The sequence below is a fragment of the Streptomyces sp. NPDC111628 genome, from assembly GCF_055635195.1.
In genome coordinates, this window is record NZ_JBVKBZ010000009.1 from 63,561 (window position 1) to 79,734 (window position 16,174).

A 16,174-nucleotide genomic window follows, 5' to 3' on the forward strand; every position below is an offset into this window, starting at 1 on the left:
TCCTCACTCCTCCTCGCGGGCGATCGCGTTGATCGCGGCGGCGGCGAGCGCGCTGCCCCCGCGGCGCCCCCGTACGACGAGATGCTCCACCCCGGACGGGTGGGCGGCCAGCGCGTCCTTGGACTCGGCGGCACCGACGAAGCCGACGGGTACGCCGATGACCGCGGCCGGGCGCGGAGCCCCCTCGTCGATCATCTCCAGGAGCCGGAAGAGCGCGGTGGGCGCGTTGCCGACGGCGACCACGGCGCCGTCCAGCCGGTCGCGCCACAGCTCCAGCGCGGCGGCGCTGCGCGTGGTGCCGAGCCGGGCCGCCAGCTCGGGGACGGCGGGGTCGGACAGGGTGCACACGACGTCGTTGTCCGCGGGCAGCCGGGCCCGCGTCACCCCGCTCGCCACCATCCGCACGTCACACAGCACGGGCGCACCGGCCAGCAGGGCCTCGCGGGCACGGGAGACGACGCCGGGGGACCAGGACAGGTCGCGGACCAGGTCGACCATGCCGCAGGCGTGGATCATCCGGACCGCGACCCGGGCGACGTCGGCGGGCAGCCCGGACAGGTCGGCCTCCGCGCGGATGGTGGCGAAGGACTGGCGGTAGATGGCCGCGCCGTCCTTCTCGTACTCGTACTCGTTCCTGGAGTCGTACGGGGTCACGGTGCTCTTCTCGCTGTTCTCGGTCGGCGGACGGCCACGGCGGGGAGCATACCGACAGGTGTCCGGCGGCCCACCACCGTCAACGACCTGCTCCGTACCTACCCGGCCGACCTGGGCCGACCCGGGCCGAGCCCCGCGCGGTCAGTGGTACGCGTGGACGACGGCGTGGCCCTTGCCGCGGCCGATCATCCACTTGTTGACCGGCGTGGTGATCACGAATGCCACGGCGAAGCCGCCGAGCAGGGCGTACCAGAACAGCCCGTCCGACAGGTGCGCGTCCATCGCGCCCGGTACGAGGGCGATGATCCCGTTGTCGACCAGTTCCATCACGGCGATGGAGACGGTGTCGGCGGCCAGTGCCACCTTGATCGCGGCCTTCATGGACACCCCGGCGCGCACCACCGCGAAGAGGGTGAGGGAGTAGCCGAAGACGAAGGCCAGGGCGATGGCCAGCACCATGGTCGGCACATTGCCCCACATCAGCGCGGTGCCGATGACCATGCCGAGGATCTCGCCGATGGCGCACCCGGTGAGGCAGTGCAGCGTCGCCTGCATGGCGGTCGCCCACGTGGTGCCGTGCCCGTGCCCGGCGCCTCCGGGGGCGGTGTGGTGCGTGCTGTGGTCCATGTGCTGGTCCATGTCGTGGTCCATGGCCGAAAGGGTATACCCCCTGGGGGTATCTGGTCCAGGGATGTCACCAGGCCTCCGAGTCCTTGGCCCCCTCCGTCGCGGGCGCCGTCCGCCCCGTCCCCCGCACCCGCGCCGCGACCAGCGGGAACACGAGCACGGAGACCATCGCGGCACCGACCAGCGAAGCCGCCCGGTCGGTGGCGATCAGCTCCTGGTCGACGCCGATGGTCGTGATGGCGACGACCAGCGGCAGGCACGTCGAGGTGAACAGCGCCAGCGCCGCCCGGTCCCCGCGGCCGAGATCCCGGGGTGCGAGGAGGTACACCGGGCCACCGTGCACCAGCAGGAAGAGCAGCAGGAACCCCGGCACCAGCAGCAGTGCGCCCGGGTCGTGCAGCAGCGCGTCCAGGTCGAACTCGATACCGGTGACCACGTAGAAGAGGGGCACGAGGAAGCCGAAGCCCATGGCCTCCACCTTGCCGAGGACCTCCCCGCTGCTCGCGGGCGCGGCCCGGTGCAGTACGAGCCGGGTCAGGACGCCGGCCGCGAACGCGCCCAGCAGGACGTCGAGTCCGAAGACCTCGGCGAGGCCCAGCATGCAGGCGAGCAGCAGCATCACGAAGCGGACCGCGAACTGGCCGCTGCTGTGCAGGGTCAGCTCGGTCAGCCGGGCGAACCAGGGCGGTCTCGGGCGCAGTGCCCAGAACACGGCGAGGGCCGTGATCGCCCCGAACGCGGCCAGCAGCGCCGCCGACTCGGCCGGCCGCCGCCCGCTGAGCAGCAGCGCCACGGCGATCACGGGACCGAACTCGCCGACCGCACCGAACGCCGAGATCACCGTCCCGAACCGGCCGCGCAGCTCGCCGCTGTCCCGCAGCATCGGCAGTACGGTGCCGAGCGTGGTGCTGGTGAGCGCGGTGCCGATGACGAACGCCTCGAAGACGTCCCCGCCGCTGACGAGCAGCGCCAGCGCGATCCCGGCGACGAGGGCGATCGGCCAGGACCACAGGGAGCGGCGCAGGGTGTCGCCCCGGACGGCGGCGAAGTCGATCTCGTAGCCGGCCAGGAAGATGAGCATGGACAGGCCGAGGTCGGCCAGTGTGTCGACGACGTCGTCGGGTCGGGCCCAGCCGAGTACGTCCGGACCCATCAGGATGCCGAGCGCGATCTCGAAGATGACCAGGGGGATCCGGACCCGCCGCCCGGTGGCGTGGACGAGGAGCGGCGCGAGGACCGCGGCGGCCAGGATCAGGACGAGGGTGCCCGGGTGGCTCACGGGACACCGCCGTGCCGCCCGGCCACGGACTGACGCGCACGTCGCCGCCCCGCGTTCCGTGCCATCGACGCTCCCTCGCGTACGGCGTGCCGGGACGGGATGCCGACGGCGCCCGCCCCCTGCCACTGTCGCCCGCCCGGCAGACCGGGACTACCGGGCGTACGCCGGAAGGAGGAGCCGCGAATCTCCGTTGCTCCCCGGTACGCGGTGACCTAACGTCCCGGTCATGCTGCCCCGGGTGGAATCGGACGAAGAGCGGGACGCGGTCGTCCCCGACGAGACGGTGATGCGCCGCGGCGCGGCCGACCTGTGCGCCCGCCTGGGCCTCGCCGACGCACCGCTGACCCGCTTCCCGGACGGCTCCCAGCCGGTCTACGCGGTGGGCGGCGAGCACGTGCTCAAGCTGTTCCCGGCAGTCGCCGCGCGGCACGGCGTCGCGGAGGGCCGTGTCCTCACCCACGTCCAGGGACGACTGCCGACACCGACCCCGCGGGTCCGGGACTTCGGCCCGTACGAGAACGGCTGGCGCTACGTCCTGATGTCCCGCCTCCGCGGCGAGAACCTGGCCCACGCCTGGGACCGCGTGCCGCGCGACCACCGCGAACGGCTCGTCACCGAGGTCGGGGAGACCCTCGCGGTACTGCACTCCCTCGACCCCGGCCCCCTCGGGGACGTCCTCGGCCCGGGAGACTGGGGCGCCTTCCTGGACCGTCAGCGAGCCGGCGCCGTACAACAGCAGCGCGCCCACGGACTGCCGGCCGGCTGGCTGGAGCAGATCCCCGACTTCCTGGCCTCGGTCCCGCTGCCGCGCGACCCGGACCGCTGCCTGCTGCACACCGAGGTCATGCGGCAGCACCTCCTGGTCGACCCCGACGGGTGGCGGCCGACCGGGCTCTTCGACTTCGAACCCGCCATGATCGGTGACCGGGCCTACGACTTCGTGGGCGTCGGCCTGTTCGTCACCGGCGGCGACCCGGACCTGCTGGCCCGCCTGGCCAAGGCGTACGGCCACACCTTCGAGCCGTCGGTGCTCCTCGCGTACACGCTGCTGCACGTGTACAGCGACCTCCCCTGGTACCTGCGCGAACTGCCCGTACCCGCCGCACAGACACTTCCGTCGCTCGCGGAGGCGTGGTTCGGCACGACGAGGTGACGCGCGCCCCGGTCAGTGGCTGCCGGTGAGTTCGCCGGTGAGCCTGCCGTGCAGGTCGGCGCTCAAGGTGTTCAGGCCGGTGATCTCGACGGTCTTGCCGCGCTGCCCGTACTTCGTCTCGATCGCGTCCAGGGCGGCCACGGAGGAGGCGTCCCAGATGTGGGCGGCGGACAGGTCGATGACGACCCGGTCCGGGTCGCCCGCGTAGTCGAACTGGCCGACGAGGTCGTTGGAGGAGGCGAAGAACAGCTCTCCGGTGACCCGGTAGACGACCGTGGTGCCGTCGGGGTCCGTGACGGCGGTGACCTGGGCGAGGTGGGCGACGCGCCTGGCGAAGACGACCATGGCGGTGACGGTGCCGACGACGACGCCGATGGCGAGGTTGTCGGTGGCGACCACGACGATCACCGTGATGACCATGACGGCGATCTCCCCGGCGGGCATCCGCTTCAGGGTCTTGGGCGCGATGGAGTGCCAGTCGAAGGTGCCGAAGGCGACCATGACCATGACGGCGACCAGAGCGGCCATGGGGATGTCGGAGACGACCGGGCCGAAGACGATGCACAGCACCATCAGGAACGAGCCGGCGAGGAAGGTGGAGACGCGGGTACGGGCGCCGGACACCTTCACGTTGATCATGGTCTGGCCGATCATGGCGCAGCCGCCCATGCCACCGAAGAAGCCGGTGACGATGTTGGCGACGCCCTGGCCGATGGACTCCCGGGTCTTGGAGGAGTGGGTGTCGGTGATGTCGTCGACGAGCCTGGCGGTCATCAGCGACTCCATCAGGCCGACCAGCGCCATGGCGAGGGCGTAGGGCGCGACGGTGGTCAGGGTGTCCAGGGTGAAGGGCACGTCCGGCAGGCCCGGCACCGGCAGCGAGGACGGCAGCTCGCCCTTGTCGCCGACGGTGGGCACCGCGATCCCGGCGGCGACGGTGATCACGGTGAGGATGACGATGGACACCAGCGGGGCCGGGACCACCCTGGTGACCTTCGGGAAGAACACCATCAGCGCCAGACCGCCGACGATCAGCGGGTAGACCGGCCAGGGCACGTCGTGCATCTCCGGCACCTGCGCCATGAAGATCATGACGGCGAGGGCGTTGACGAAGCCGGTCATCACCGACCGGGGCACGAACCGCATGAGCTTGGCCACGCCCACCGCGCCCAGGACGATCTGGAAGACGCCGGCCAGGATGACGGTCGCGACCAGGTAGCCCAGACCGTGTTCCCGGTTCATCGGCGCGATGACGAGCGCGACCGCGCCGGTGGCGGCGGAGATCATCGCGCGGCGGCCGCCGACGATCGAGATCGTCACGGCCATGGTGAAGGAGGCGAACAGGCCGATCGCCGGGTCGACGCCGGCGATGATCGAGAAGGAGATGGCCTCCGGGATCAGCGCCAGGGCGACGACGAGGCCGGCCAGGACCTCGGTGCGCCAGACCTTCGGATCGTTCAGCCAGTCCGGCCTGAGGGCGCGCAGCCGCGCGGCGGGAGTCGTGGGAGTCACAGCAGCAGAAGACAAGGAGATGCGTACCTGTCGTGCTCGGGCACACCCACGGGCAGGCCGGGCGTGCGGCAGGGGGTGCGGCAAGGGCGGGCGACCCGCGCAACGGGCCGGAAGTCTCAGGGGCGAAGGGTCACGGCGGGCACGCGGCGGCGATCGGCGTCAGGGGCTCGCGCACGCTCTCTCCCGCGGGAATCGGATCTTCGCCGGGGGCGTCATCGGCCCCGGAACGGCAGGAACGGGCAGCCGGGGCCGCCCTCACCGTCCCCAACTCTACCCTAACGTTAGAGTAGAGGTCGGCGGGCCGAGGGGCCGACGCGAGGAGCCAGGAGAACGGCGTGGACGACGTGGACGACAGGCACATGCAGATCGGTGAGGTCGCCGCGCGGACGGAGCTGTCCCTGCGCACCATCCGGCACTACGAGGAGACCGGCCTGGTCATCCCCTCCGCCCGGTCCCAGGGCGGCTTCCGCCTCTACACCGAGACCGACGTCGCCCGGCTCATGGTCATCCGCCGGATGAAGCCGCTCGGCTTCACCCTCGACCAGATGCGCGACCTGCTCGACGCCACCGACCGCCTGGACGGCGACGCCGCACTCGACACGGCCGACCGCGACGCCCTGCTCCAACGCGTCCGCACCTACCACCAGGCCGCCGCCGAACAGGTGGGCAAACTCCGCACCCAACTGGCCCGAGCCGAAGACTTCGCCACCACCCTGGCCACCCGCCTGCACCAGACCGCCCCGACCGCCGGCACGCAGCACGGCGGCGACAGCTCCTGACCGGTGCCGCTCGCCGCTGACTCCGCGTACGTTCTGGCACGAGAGGGGCACGGAGTCCCCCGGTGGTGGTGAGGCAGCCGACCCCTGTCGCACCCCGGGTGAGCGCGGTCCCGAGGCCTGCGGCGGCTTGTGCTATGCCTTTCGAGTTGGACGGCGAGGCGGTACGCATCCCGTACTGGCTCGCGCCCGGCCAACGGATCGTGCTGCTGACGGTCTTCCGCAAGACGAGGATGCGTGAGACAGCAGAAGTTGAGCGCGCGCATCAAGTCCAGAAGGTCTGCGAGACCGAACACGGACACTCCCAGCACATCTACGAGCGGCGCAAGGAGAGCTGATGAATCACAGCACATGGAGGACGCGTCGGACTCGGCAGCTCGCGGGTGAGGCGGTGGAGTACGACCAGGAGTACGTTGACGCCCGCCTGGCCGGCGACCTCGGGCAGGCGGTCTACGACCGGCGGATCGAGCTGGGCCTGTCCCAGACGGAACTGGCAGAGCGGGCCGGGATGACCCAGCCCCAGGTCTCCCGGATGGAGGGGGGCGACACCGTGCCGACGCTCCCGCTGCTGCGGCGCCTGGCCAAGGCTTTGGACGGCACGCTGAACCTCACCATTGACGAAGGCGACTCACACGTCACCTTCACCCCGCACGCCGCCTGAACGGCAAAGGGCACCTACGAAAAGAATGTAGGTGCCCTTTCCTGTGCCCCCGGCAGGATTCGAACCTGCGACACCCGCTTTAGGAGAGCGGTGCTCTATCCCCTGAGCTACGGAGGCGGAGGAGACTGGCGACAGTGTAGCGGGTGAGCCTCGGTGGCCGCTGGGGGCGCCGTAGGGGAGGGGGAGGGGCCTCCGGGGGCGGTGGGGGTGTCATGGGTGGGCCATTTCGTATGGCTGTGGCCAGGTGGGCCTTGCGCCCAGTTCCTGTGCCGCCCGGTGGGGCCAGTACGGGTTGCGGAGTAGTTCGCGGCCCAGCATCACCGCGTCGGCCCGGCCCGTTGCCACGATGTGTTCCGCCTGGTGCGGGTCGGTGATGAGGCCGACGGCGGAGACCGGGGCGCCGGACTTGTGCCGGACCGCTGTGGCGAAGGGGACCTGGTAGCCGGGTGCCACCGGCTTTCTGATCCCGGGGGCCACTCCTCCGGAGGAGATGTCGAGCAGGTCCACGCCGTGGTCCAGGAGCTCGACGGAGAGTCGCACGGTGTCCTCGACCTCCCAGCCGCTGCCCGGGTCCTCGCCGGACGAACTCTCCAGCCAGTCCGTGGCCGATGCGCGGAAGAAGACCGGGAGGTCGTCCGGCCATACGGAGCGCACCGCGTCGACCACCTCCAGCGCGAATCGGATCCGGTTGGAGAATGAGCCGCCGTACTGGTCGCCGCGTCGATTGGTGTAGGGGGAAAGGAACTGGTGGATCAGGTAGCCGTGTGCGCCGTGCACCTCGACCACCTGGAAACCCGCGTCCAGGGCGCGTCGTGCCGCTCGGGCGAAGTCGTCGACGATCTGGTGGATCTCGGGGACGGTCAGCTCGCCGGGAGCGGGATGGCCGGGGCCGTAAGGGAGTGGGCTCGGGCCTACGGGGTGCCATCCTCCGTACTCCGGGGTGAGGGGGGTGCCGCCGTTCCAGGGGCGGGCCGTCGACGCCTTCCTTCCGGCGTGCGTGAGTTGGACGGCGGGCACCGAGCCGAGGGTGCGGAGACCTTGTGCGATGCGCTGGAATGCCGCCTGCTGGGTGTCGTTCCACAGGCCGAGGTCCGCCGGGGTGATCCGGCCGGCCGCCGTCACGGCCGTTCCCTCGGTCATGATGAGCCCCGCGCCGCCCACGGCCCGGGTCGAGAGGTGGGTGAAGTGCCAGTCGTCCGGAGCCCCTGTGCGCTCTCCGCCGACGGGGGCGGAGTACTGGCACATCGGCGCCATCCATACGCGATTGCGTATTTCGAGGGAGCGTATGACGAGAGGGGTGAACAGTGCGCTCATGTGATGTCTTCTCTCACTAGAGCGTCGAGTTGTTCGCGGTCCACCTTTCCCGACGGGCTGAACGGAAATGCCGGGAGGATGCGCAGGATTTCTGGCAGCTTCGCGCGCTCCAGGCCGCGGTCGGTGAGGAGGAAACGGTGGAGCGCGGGCAGGGTCGGTGGTTGTGCGCGCGGTGTCGGGACGACGAAGACCGCGAGGCGTTCGCCGAGCAGCGGGTCCGGTACGCCGCGGCACACGGCGCCGGCCACGTCGGGGTGGGACGAGACGTGGAGTTCGACCTCCGCCGGGCTGATGTTGAGACCGGCCCTGATCACGATGTCCTTCTTGCGGCCGGTGAGCCGTAGTCTTCCGTCGCCGGTCACCGCCCCCAGGTCCCCGGTGCGCACCCAACCGTCCGGTGCGCGGTAACGGCGGTTGAGTTCGGGGTCGTTGACGTAGCACAGCGGCGTGATGGGGCCACGCGCCCAGATCTCGCCGGTGTGGCCGGTGGGGACCTCGGTGCCGTGTTCGTCGGCGATCCTGAGCCGCACGATGGAGGGGTCCGGGCGTCCCGCCGTGGTGTCCACGATCTCCGCCGGGTCCCCGGGGCGGGTGTGGGAGTTGACCCCGTCCGCCGACCCGTACACGGTGGTGACCGTGGGGCACAGGCCGCGCCGCAACCGTGCGGCGGTCTCCGGCTGGAGTGGCGCACCGCCGCTGACGAGGCAGCGCAGGGACGACACGTCCGTGTCCCGCAGCGTCGGGTCGGTGAGGAGTTCCTGGTACATCGTGGGTACGCCGAGAAGGTGGGTCGGGCGTTGTTCGGCGACCATGCGGAGTGTCGCCGAGGGGGAGAAGCGGGGAGTGACGAGCACCGTCGCGCCCAGCACGCACAGTGCGGCCAGGCCGACCGAGCCGAAGGCGGAGGCCAGCGGGACCATGCACAGCAGGCGCAGCGGTTCCCGGTCGCCGGCGCGCAGGTTCAGCAGCAGGCGTCCACGGCTGGCGGCGAGCGCGTTGTGGGAGTAGGCCACGAGCTTGGGCGCCGCCTCCGTTCCGGACGACACGATGATGCGCGCGGCCGAGTCGGGGTCCGGGGACGCCCGGGGGAGCCGGTTCTGCGGCGGGACCGGGCCGTGCCACACCGGTTCCAGCGCTCGCATGCCGGGCAGTCGCGGGCCCTCGACGTACACGTGCCGCAGTTCCGGCAGGTCCGCCCGGAGCTCGTCGACCGTCCGCGCGTAGTCCTGGTCCCCGACGGTGCGGGTGATGAGTGCCGCGACGGCGCGGGACTTTCCCAGGATGGCCCTGGTGTCCTGACGTCTGCGGCCGAGGGGGTACGGGAGGCTGACGGCACCGGTCGCCGCGATGGCCAGGTCGGCGGCGAGCGCTCGCCATCCGTTGGCCAGGTTGACCGCGACGACGTCACCTCCGCGAACGCCTTGTTCGCCCAGTTCGACGGCGAGAGCCGTGGCGGCGCGCAGGAGTTCGGCGTACGTGGTGGTGCCGTGCGGCTCCACCACCGCAGGGGCGTCGGGGTGTTCGTGCGCCCGTTCGCGGAAGAGGTCGAACAGCGGGCGTCCGGGATAGACGCCCTCGGCCTTCCAGCGCCGGCGCAGTCGGGCGGGGACGAGGTCGGGCAGCTGGACGGTCATGACAGGAATCTCCAAGGGGGTGCCACCAGCGCACACGCGCCATGACGGAGGTCCGCCCGGAAGGCCGGGTCCCGGGCGACGGCCGAGATGTCTTCCTGGACGAGGACCGCCTCGATCCCGTTCCTGCCGAGGTCCTCGATCCAGCTCCGGGCCGGGCGGGTCAGAAGGCGGGCGGCGACGGTGTCACGCAGGGGCGGGTGCGGCCCGGTGGCCGGGATGTTCAGCGCCGTGGCCAGAAGGCTCCGACCTCCGGCGGCCGGCAGCGACAGGGCGATGTGGCCCTTCGCCGTGCGGTAGGGGCCCTCCCATGCGGCATGCGCCCGTGCGGAGGGGCCGCGGTCTGCTTCCAGGCGTTGGAGAACCGACGCCGCGGACAGCAGGGACGTGTCCACCCGCTGGGGTCCGCCCCCGAGTTCGCGTGCCAGCAGTCCGGCGAGAACGCCCTCGGCCGATATGAGCCCGCCCAGCAGGTCGAGCACCGTCATCAGCGTCGGCCGGGGCCGGTCCGCACCCTCGGCCATCTCCCAGGCCAGACCGGACCGGGCCTGGACCATGAAGTCCGTACCGGGGAAGAGGTCCGGAACCGACGAGGGCCCCCACCCCGAGGCGTGGGCGTACACCAGGGCGGGGTTGGCCGCGCAGAGGGTCTCGGCGTCGAGGCCGAAGACCTCGGCCTTGCCCGGCGCCCAGTTGTGGAGGAAGACGTCGGCGCGCAGGGCCAGCTCCCGGACCGTGCGGCGGCCCTCGGCGGTCTTGAGGTCGGCCTCGACCACGCTCTTGGCCTCGTTCAGGGCGAGGAACCGGGCGGAACAGTCGCCGGCCACCGGCTCCGCGCCGCGCTGCGGATCGCCGCCCGGGGGTTCGACGCGTACGACGTGCGCGCCGAGCATCTGGAGGACATGCCCGGCCATCGGGCCCTGGATACGCCGGGTCGCCTCCACGACGGTGAGGCCGCGCAGCGGCTGCCCGGCCGTCGGAAGAACGTGGGGGGCGGACCACGGGGCCGGGCGGGAGGAGAGGGGCTCCGTGTGCTCCGTGTGCTCCGTGCCCGGTGGGCGCAGACTCCATGGCGCCGGGAGCGGTTCCTCCTCCGCGTACCGTTCGGCCGTCGTACGGATGCGGCACACGCTGAGGCCGCCGCGGACTCCGGCGGCGGCGATGTCCGTGAAGTCGCGGGTGCCGAGCGTCCGGTGCAGGAGCGGGGGGAGCGGTGCCGTCGCCGCGGAGTAGCGGTTGACGAAGGCCCGCCAGCCCAGCGAGACCTCGCGGCCCCGGAGGCCGAGAGCGGCCCAGAAATCGCGCCAGGGGGTACCGTCCAGCGCCTCCAGTTCGAACCAGACTCCGTCCCGGCTGAGGAACGGCGGGCCGGTCCCGGTCCCCATCCCGGTCCCGGTCCCGGTCGTGGGCCGAGGTGCCGGTGGTCCGTCCGGCCCGGTCCCGTCCGGCCCGGTCCCGTCCGTGTCGTCCGTGGCGGTCTCGGCGGCCAGGTACTGCGAGACGGTCAGCAACGCCGCACTCGAACGGGCCGTGCGGATCCGTCCCAGCGGCGCTCCACGCGTCCGCGCGATCATGGCCGCGAGTACCCCCTGCACCGCGAGTACCCCGGCGCAGGCGGAGACGTAGTCGAGCGGCAGGCGGCGCGGTGCGTTCCCTTGCCGGCCGTTCACCGCCATCAGGCCCGCCATGGCCTGGAGGGCCGTCTCGCCGAGCCGGGACCCGGGAGCGTCCGGGAACGGGAGTATCTCGCAGACCAGGGGAGGCAGGCCGTCCTCGGGCAGCACGGTGAGGTGCTCCGTCGCCCCGTGCCGCGGGGCCCGGACGCCGGGACGGTGCGTGGCACCCAGCGCGCGGAGATGGTCGAGCGCGACCGCGCCCGCCGGTCCCGCGGCCGTGCCGTCGACCGTGACACCGGCCAGCGGGGCGGTCGGCGGGGCGGTGTGCGGGCCACGTGGGCGTGCCCTCCCGTCGACGGCGGGTGCCGCGTTCATGCGTCGCTCCCCACCGGGCGGGGGGAGCCGAGGAACGAGAACGGCGGGCACGCCGGGACCGCGCCCCGTTCGGCCGCGAGGCCGGCGAACGTCCGCATCCCCTCCAGGTGCCGTGCCGTCAGGTCGAACGACAGGTGCCGGAAGTAGTCGGCGGCCTGACGCGGTGCGACGGTGGTGCCGAGCAGGGTGACGTCTCGTGCGACGGTGTCGAGGTGGGCCTCGCTGTGGGCGCGGGCCAGCCGCAGGCCGCGCGCCAGTGCGTCGGTCTCGGCCGGATGCCGTTCGGCGAACTCGCGCCGTACGGCCCACGCCGCGAAGACCATGGGGAGCCCGGTCCAGTCCTTCCACAGTGCGCCGGTGTCATGGACCTCGAGGCCGAGACGCGGCCCGTCCTCCAGGCGGGCGCGCAGGGCCACGTCCCCGATCAGCACACCGGCATCGGCATGGCGCAGCATCGCGGAGAGCGTCGGGACGCACGGGGTGTAGCGGGGACGGACGCCCAGGTGCTCCTCCAGGATGAGCTGCGCCAGGAGCACTGTGGTGCGGCTTGTGGTGCCGAGGCCGACCGGGCGGTCGTGCAGGTCCCGCAACGGCACTTTGCTGACGATGTTGCAGGAGAGCACCGGGCCGTCGCAGCCGATGGCGAGTCCGGGGAGCAGGAGCAGACGGTCGTGGTGGCGGAGGTACTCGGCCATGGTGATCGGACCCGCGTCGAGCCGGCCCTCCACCAGGTCGTCGCTCAGCTTGTCCGGGGTGTCGATGCGCAGCGACACCGTGGGCAGGACGCCCGTCCTGCGCAGGGACCACAGGAGCGGGTAGCTGTTCAGGAACGAGATGTGGCCGAGGCGGGGCCGGACAGCGGTCATTTCCGCCCCCACGCCTTCCGCCCCCACGCCTGGGTGAGGGCCGGTGCCAGGTCCCAGAAGTCCGCGTCCCGCATCTGTGCGGCGAACACCTCGTACTCCTTCGCGGAGAGATATCCCTTGCCGAGGAGCTGCTCCTTCGACATGGCGACCGTGAGCCGCCAGAAGTCGGCGAGGTCGCTGCCTCCTCTGACGTGCTGGGTGACCGTGTTCGCGCCGAGGTCGCGCAGGCCGTGGTGTGCGAGGGCGGAGGGGTAGTTGCGGGCCCACCTGCTGTCGGTTCCGATGGTGTCCCGCAGCAGATCGCTCCACCGGAGCAGCACCTTGCGGTACCCGGCGTCCGGGGAACTGTCCACGGGGAACCACGAGAACGACTCGACCACCAGGACACCGCCGGGCCGCAGCCACCGCACGATCCGCTTCAGCACCTCGTCCCGTTCGGGAAGATGGTTGAGTACGAAGCGGGCGTGGACCAGGTCGAAGGAGTGCGCGGGGAAGGTGTCCCGGGTCACGTCGTGGACCATCGGCAGGAGGTTCTCCTCCGGCCCGGCCACGAGCGGCGAGACGTCCAGGTCCGTGGCCACGACCTGGGCCGGGGCGGTCCGTGCGCACAGCCACCGCGCCATGGAGCCGCCGCCGGCCCCGATCTCCAGACAGCGCATGCCGGGGCGTACGCCGATGGCGTCCAGCGTCCGTATGGAGAGTGGGTCGAAGACCTCGCCCAGGAGCCGCAGGCGCCTGTGTTCCGGGGTGTCCCGGACGAAGAGGGTCTCGCCGTAGCGTTCGCTCGCCGTCTTCGTCCCGGGGGCGTCGTTCGTCGCCGCGGTCACCAGGCCACCGGTCCGTCCTCGTCGAAGAAGCCACCGGTCGGTCCGTCCTTGTCCAGCGTGGCCAGGGTCACGACCACCCGTGCGCCCTCCTCGACCGTGCGGGTGCCCTGGTGGCCGTTCAGGTCGGTAGCCACGTAGCCGGGCGTCGCGGAGTTGACCTTCAGCGGGCTTCCGGCGAACTCGCGGGCGTAGTGCAGGGTCAGCGAGTTGAGGGCCGCCTTCGAGGAGTTGTACGCGAGCAGCGCGCGGTGGGGGGCGGTGAAGTCGGCGGCCTTGGCCAGCGAACCGAGCCTGCTGGAGAGGTTGACGACCCGGCCGGCGTCCGACGCGCGCAGCAGGGGCAGCATGGCGTGGGTCGTCGCGATCACGCCGAACACGTTGGTGCGGTAGATCCGCTCGGCCAGCGTGGACGTCGTCGCGCTGGGCGCGATGTCGTCCTCGACGACGCCCGCGTTGTTGACGAGGACGTCGAGACGGCCGAATTCGCGCGCGATGCGGTCGGCGGCGGCCGACACCGACGACTCGTCGTCGACGTCGAGCTGGATGAAGTGGGCGTCGATCCCGGACTGCCGCAGTTCCTCCACGGCCCGGGTGCCCCGGGAACGGTCGCGGGCGCCCGCGAGTACGGTCATGCCGCGGAGCCCCAGTTGGCGTGCCACCTCGCGGCCCAGACCCTTGTTGGCTCCCGTGATCAGTGCACAGGTCCGTTCCGTTCGCTCCGTCCGTTCCGTTCGCTCCGTCCGCTCCGCCTTGCTCGGTTCCGTGTCACTCACGATGGCTCCTTGCGTCTTGTCGGGCGCCGTACGGCGCTCCCGGGGAAGTGGTCAACTGCTCGGTGTAGGACCGGCCGGCGGCCTCGAAGTCCAGCAGGGCGTGGCCGGCCGCGGTGGTGATGTCGCGCCAGGGACGCTGGAACCGGGGATCCGACTGACCGCTGGTTCCGACCAGCCGGTACAGCCGAGAGACGGCTGTGGAGATCAGCTCCATGGCCAGGGCCGCGTCGCGTGCGTTGCGCACCGCGTCGGGGCGGCCGACGCGGCCGAGGTCGGCGGTGGCGGCCGCCCGGTCGACGAGGAGGCGGGCGGCGTCCACTTCGCCCATGGACCGGGCCAGCGCGACGCGCGCGGCGTCCGTGGACCTGGCCGGTGCGTCCCGGAGCCGCTGTGCCCAGGCGGTCAGGGCCGCGGCCGCGGCGCCCAGGGCCGGCGCCACGAAGCACAGGGGGGTCACCGCCGCGGACGGCACGGTCAGCCAGGGGTGCGCCGAGACCGCACCGTCGGCGGCCAGCCGCCGGGGGAAGGACAACTCCCGCGCGACGAAGGCCTCGTCGACCCGGACCGTGTCACTGCCCGTGCCGCGCATGCCCGGGGCCGCCCACGTGCCGGTGATCTCGTACGCCTGCCGGGGTACGGCGAAGAACCGCACCTCCTCGCCGCCCTCCTCGCCGCCGTCCTCGGCCGCCCTCCCGGCGAGCAGGGCCCAGTGGGAGAAGGCGGCCCCGCTGACGTACTGCCAGCTTCCGGAGAGCAGCCACCCTCCCGGGCCCGGCCGGGCGCGTCCGGTGGGCGCCACGGCACCGACCAGACGGACGTCCGGGCCGTCGCCCCATATCCTGCGCCGGCCCTCGGGGGGCAGGAACCCGGCGAGCCGGCCGAAGTTGGCGAGGACGGCCGCGACCCACGCGGCGGACGCGCAGCCCTCGCCGACCGCGGCGACGGCGCTGACCAGGGTGGCGAAGCCGCCACCGGCACCGCCCCGTTCGGGTGGCACGAAGAGCCGGTGGAACCCGGCGTCCGTCAGCGCCGCCACCGTCTCCGGCGCGAGCCGGCCGTCGCGGTCCGCGGCGTCCGCCCCGTGCCCGGCGACCGACCGCGCGGCCGCAACGGCGTTCAGCAGGTCCGTCGCAGGAGCCGTCCGCCGCGGTGGCGACGGTTCGGCGGCCGTCGGGCGGTGCGGTGCGGTGGCCGTCACCTGTGCGCCGGCCCGGTCAGTAGATGCCGAACACACGGCACGGTCCGGCGAAGCCCTTGCGGTGCTTGATGAGCCCGATCACGGCGGTGGCACCGGACTCCGGCACGGTGGCCAGGTTCGCGATGTTCTCCACCCCGTAGCGCATGTCTCCCAGGACGATGCGGTGCGCGCCCGGGTCGTCCACCTGGAGGTTCTTGGCGGCGTCGAGGCTGGGGGTGTCGGTGCCGGCGGCGTGGACCGCCCGCTCGTGGACCAACAGCTCCGCGGCGTCGAAGCCCAGGCCGGGGAAGTGGGCCGCGCCCTCGGAGTCGCGGTTGATGTAGGCGCCGGGCGTGTTGATCCGGTCGCACCAGCCCGAGTCCATGACGACCAGGGCGCCCTGGGGGATCCGGCCGTGGCGGCTCTCGTACCTGAGGATGTCCTGCGCGGTGAGTGTGGTGTCGTGGTCCTTCGCGGCGCGGTCTCCTATGCGGATGACGCAGAGGGGGGCGATGAAGCGGTCGATCGGGATCTCGTCGGTGTACATCGGACCGTCCTCGAGGTGCGCGGGACCGTCCACGTGGGTGCCGGTGTGCTCGTCGATCTCCAGCTTGTTCGCGTTGAACCCCTCGCCGGCCACGTCGGCGAAGTGGTCGATGTTCGGCTTGAGGACGATCGGCTCCAGCACGGGGAAGTCGTTGCCGAACGTGTGCGTCAGATCGCTGACGCGGCTCCCCCTGATGAGTGGGGTGCCGCCGCCCGGCCGACCGGTCGTCTGCCGCTCGTCCTCGGAGTCGGCGCCGTGACCGGCGCAGTCGTGGCCGGCCTCTCCGTAGACCTGCTCCATGACCTTGGGGCTGCACATAACAGGATGCTCCTTGGGATGTGAGGGGCGGAAACGCGGAAACGCAGAAACGCAGAACGCGGAAACGC

The 16,174-nt window shown here is 72.1% G+C and carries 15 protein-coding genes, 1 tRNA gene and 1 pseudogene; 4 read left to right on the forward strand and 13 right to left on the reverse strand.

Annotated elements, in window-relative coordinates; all coding sequences use genetic code 11:
* Window positions 1-3: 3 nt before the first annotated feature.
* The 3 genes from ACZ7MF_RS38030 to ACZ7MF_RS38040 all read right to left on the reverse strand — a co-directional run bounded on the left by ACZ7MF_RS38030 (window position 4) and on the right by ACZ7MF_RS38040 (window position 2,560).
* The gene (locus ACZ7MF_RS38030) at window positions 4-654 is read right to left on the reverse strand and encodes a precorrin-8X methylmutase (protein WP_471482705.1); all 651 of its coding nucleotides are present in this window, start codon (window positions 652-654) and stop codon (window positions 4-6) included.
* 141 nt (window positions 655-795) lie between these two features.
* Complete coding sequence (locus ACZ7MF_RS38035; protein WP_471483016.1) at window positions 796-1,281, reverse strand: DUF4396 domain-containing protein; 486 nt, start codon at window positions 1,279-1,281, stop codon at window positions 796-798.
* A 67-nt stretch (window positions 1,282-1,348) separates the two neighbouring features.
* The gene (locus ACZ7MF_RS38040) at window positions 1,349-2,560 is read right to left on the reverse strand and encodes a cation:proton antiporter (protein WP_471482706.1); all 1,212 of its coding nucleotides are present in this window, start codon (window positions 2,558-2,560) and stop codon (window positions 1,349-1,351) included.
* Window positions 2,561-2,786: 226 nt separating this feature from the next.
* On the opposite strand from ACZ7MF_RS38040, the gene ACZ7MF_RS38045 reads away from it, so the two are divergent.
* Window positions 2,787-3,713, forward strand: coding sequence for an aminoglycoside phosphotransferase family protein (locus tag ACZ7MF_RS38045; protein ID WP_471482707.1), 927 nt, complete (start codon window positions 2,787-2,789; stop codon window positions 3,711-3,713).
* A gap of 12 nt (window positions 3,714-3,725) precedes the next feature.
* On the opposite strand, the gene ACZ7MF_RS38050 is transcribed toward ACZ7MF_RS38045, so the two are convergent.
* Window positions 3,726-5,225, reverse strand: coding sequence for a SulP family inorganic anion transporter (locus ACZ7MF_RS38050; protein WP_471482708.1), 1,500 nt, complete (start codon window positions 5,223-5,225; stop codon window positions 3,726-3,728).
* 344 nt (window positions 5,226-5,569) lie between these two features.
* Between ACZ7MF_RS38050 and ACZ7MF_RS38055 the strand changes: the two genes are divergently transcribed.
* The 3 genes and pseudogenes from ACZ7MF_RS38055 (at window position 5,570) to ACZ7MF_RS38065 (ending at window position 6,662) form a co-directional block, all read left to right on the forward strand.
* Complete coding sequence (locus ACZ7MF_RS38055; protein ID WP_471483018.1) at window positions 5,570-6,004, forward strand: MerR family transcriptional regulator; 435 nt, start codon at window positions 5,570-5,572, stop codon at window positions 6,002-6,004.
* A gap of 140 nt (window positions 6,005-6,144) precedes the next feature.
* Window positions 6,145-6,339 (forward strand): annotated as a pseudogene (locus tag ACZ7MF_RS38060) (type II toxin-antitoxin system RelE/ParE family toxin); the annotation flags it as partial.
* Window positions 6,339-6,662, forward strand: a complete 324-nt coding sequence (locus ACZ7MF_RS38065) for a helix-turn-helix domain-containing protein (RefSeq protein WP_242573870.1) — start codon at window positions 6,339-6,341, stop codon at window positions 6,660-6,662. The pseudogene ACZ7MF_RS38060 and the gene ACZ7MF_RS38065, both read left to right, overlap by 1 nt.
* A 44-nt stretch (window positions 6,663-6,706) precedes the next feature.
* On the opposite strand, the gene ACZ7MF_RS38070 is transcribed toward ACZ7MF_RS38065, so the two are convergent.
* From ACZ7MF_RS38070 to ACZ7MF_RS38110, 9 genes are all read right to left on the reverse strand, one after another.
* A tRNA-Arg gene (locus ACZ7MF_RS38070) sits at window positions 6,707-6,779 on the reverse strand.
* A 93-nt stretch (window positions 6,780-6,872) separates the two neighbouring features.
* On the reverse strand, window positions 6,873-7,976 hold the full coding sequence (locus ACZ7MF_RS38075) for an NADH:flavin oxidoreductase/NADH oxidase (protein WP_471482709.1): 1,104 nt from the start codon (window positions 7,974-7,976) through the stop codon (window positions 6,873-6,875).
* Window positions 7,973-9,610: an AMP-binding protein gene (locus ACZ7MF_RS38080; RefSeq protein ID WP_471482710.1), complete on the reverse strand. Its 1,638-nt coding sequence runs from the start codon at window positions 9,608-9,610 to the stop codon at window positions 7,973-7,975. Before ACZ7MF_RS38080 ends, ACZ7MF_RS38075 begins: the two co-directional genes overlap by 4 nt.
* The gene (locus ACZ7MF_RS38085) at window positions 9,607-11,598 is read right to left on the reverse strand and encodes a CoA transferase (protein WP_471482711.1); all 1,992 of its coding nucleotides are present in this window, start codon (window positions 11,596-11,598) and stop codon (window positions 9,607-9,609) included. Before ACZ7MF_RS38085 ends, ACZ7MF_RS38080 begins: the two co-directional genes overlap by 4 nt.
* A complete protein-coding gene (locus tag ACZ7MF_RS38090) occupies window positions 11,595-12,464 on the reverse strand; it encodes a menaquinone biosynthetic enzyme MqnA/MqnD family protein (RefSeq protein WP_471482712.1) in 870 nt (289 codons plus the stop codon). The genes ACZ7MF_RS38085 and ACZ7MF_RS38090 overlap by 4 nt, the downstream gene beginning before the upstream one ends.
* Window positions 12,461-13,291 (reverse strand): class I SAM-dependent methyltransferase, encoded by an 831-nt coding sequence (locus tag ACZ7MF_RS38095; protein WP_471482713.1) that lies wholly within the window; start codon window positions 13,289-13,291, stop codon window positions 12,461-12,463. The genes ACZ7MF_RS38090 and ACZ7MF_RS38095 overlap by 4 nt, the downstream gene beginning before the upstream one ends.
* Complete coding sequence (locus ACZ7MF_RS38100; protein ID WP_471482714.1) at window positions 13,288-14,064, reverse strand: SDR family oxidoreductase; 777 nt, start codon at window positions 14,062-14,064, stop codon at window positions 13,288-13,290. Before ACZ7MF_RS38100 ends, ACZ7MF_RS38095 begins: the two co-directional genes overlap by 4 nt.
* On the reverse strand, window positions 14,057-15,262 hold the full coding sequence (locus ACZ7MF_RS38105; RefSeq protein ID WP_471482715.1) for an acyl-CoA dehydrogenase family protein: 1,206 nt from the start codon (window positions 15,260-15,262) through the stop codon (window positions 14,057-14,059). The genes ACZ7MF_RS38100 and ACZ7MF_RS38105 overlap by 8 nt, the downstream gene beginning before the upstream one ends.
* Window positions 15,263-15,278: 16 nt before the next feature.
* Window positions 15,279-16,106, reverse strand: a complete 828-nt coding sequence (locus ACZ7MF_RS38110) for a cyclase family protein (protein ID WP_471482716.1) — start codon at window positions 16,104-16,106, stop codon at window positions 15,279-15,281.
* Between the last annotated feature and the right edge of the window lie 68 nt (window positions 16,107-16,174).

Excerpts from the sequence above, each read along its gene's own strand:
- ACZ7MF_RS38110 (WP_471482716.1), bottom strand. The coding sequence starts at position 16,106 with ATGTGCAGCCCCAAGGTCATGGAGCAGGTCTACGGAGAGGCCGGCCAC.
- ACZ7MF_RS38090 (WP_471482712.1), bottom strand. The coding sequence starts at position 12,464 with ATGACCGCTGTCCGGCCCCGCCTCGGCCACATCTCGTTCCTGAACAGC.
- ACZ7MF_RS38080 (WP_471482710.1), bottom strand. The coding sequence starts at position 9,610 with ATGACCGTCCAGCTGCCCGACCTCGTCCCCGCCCGACTGCGCCGGCGC.
- ACZ7MF_RS38085 (WP_471482711.1), bottom strand. The coding sequence starts at position 11,598 with ATGAACGCGGCACCCGCCGTCGACGGGAGGGCACGCCCACGTGGCCCG.
- ACZ7MF_RS38045 (WP_471482707.1), top strand. The coding sequence starts at position 2,787 with ATGCTGCCCCGGGTGGAATCGGACGAAGAGCGGGACGCGGTCGTCCCC.
- ACZ7MF_RS38035 (WP_471483016.1), bottom strand. The coding sequence starts at position 1,281 with ATGGACCACAGCACGCACCACACCGCCCCCGGAGGCGCCGGGCACGGG.
- ACZ7MF_RS38075 (WP_471482709.1), bottom strand. The coding sequence starts at position 7,976 with ATGAGCGCACTGTTCACCCCTCTCGTCATACGCTCCCTCGAAATACGC.
- ACZ7MF_RS38065 (WP_242573870.1), top strand. The coding sequence starts at position 6,339 with ATGAATCACAGCACATGGAGGACGCGTCGGACTCGGCAGCTCGCGGGT.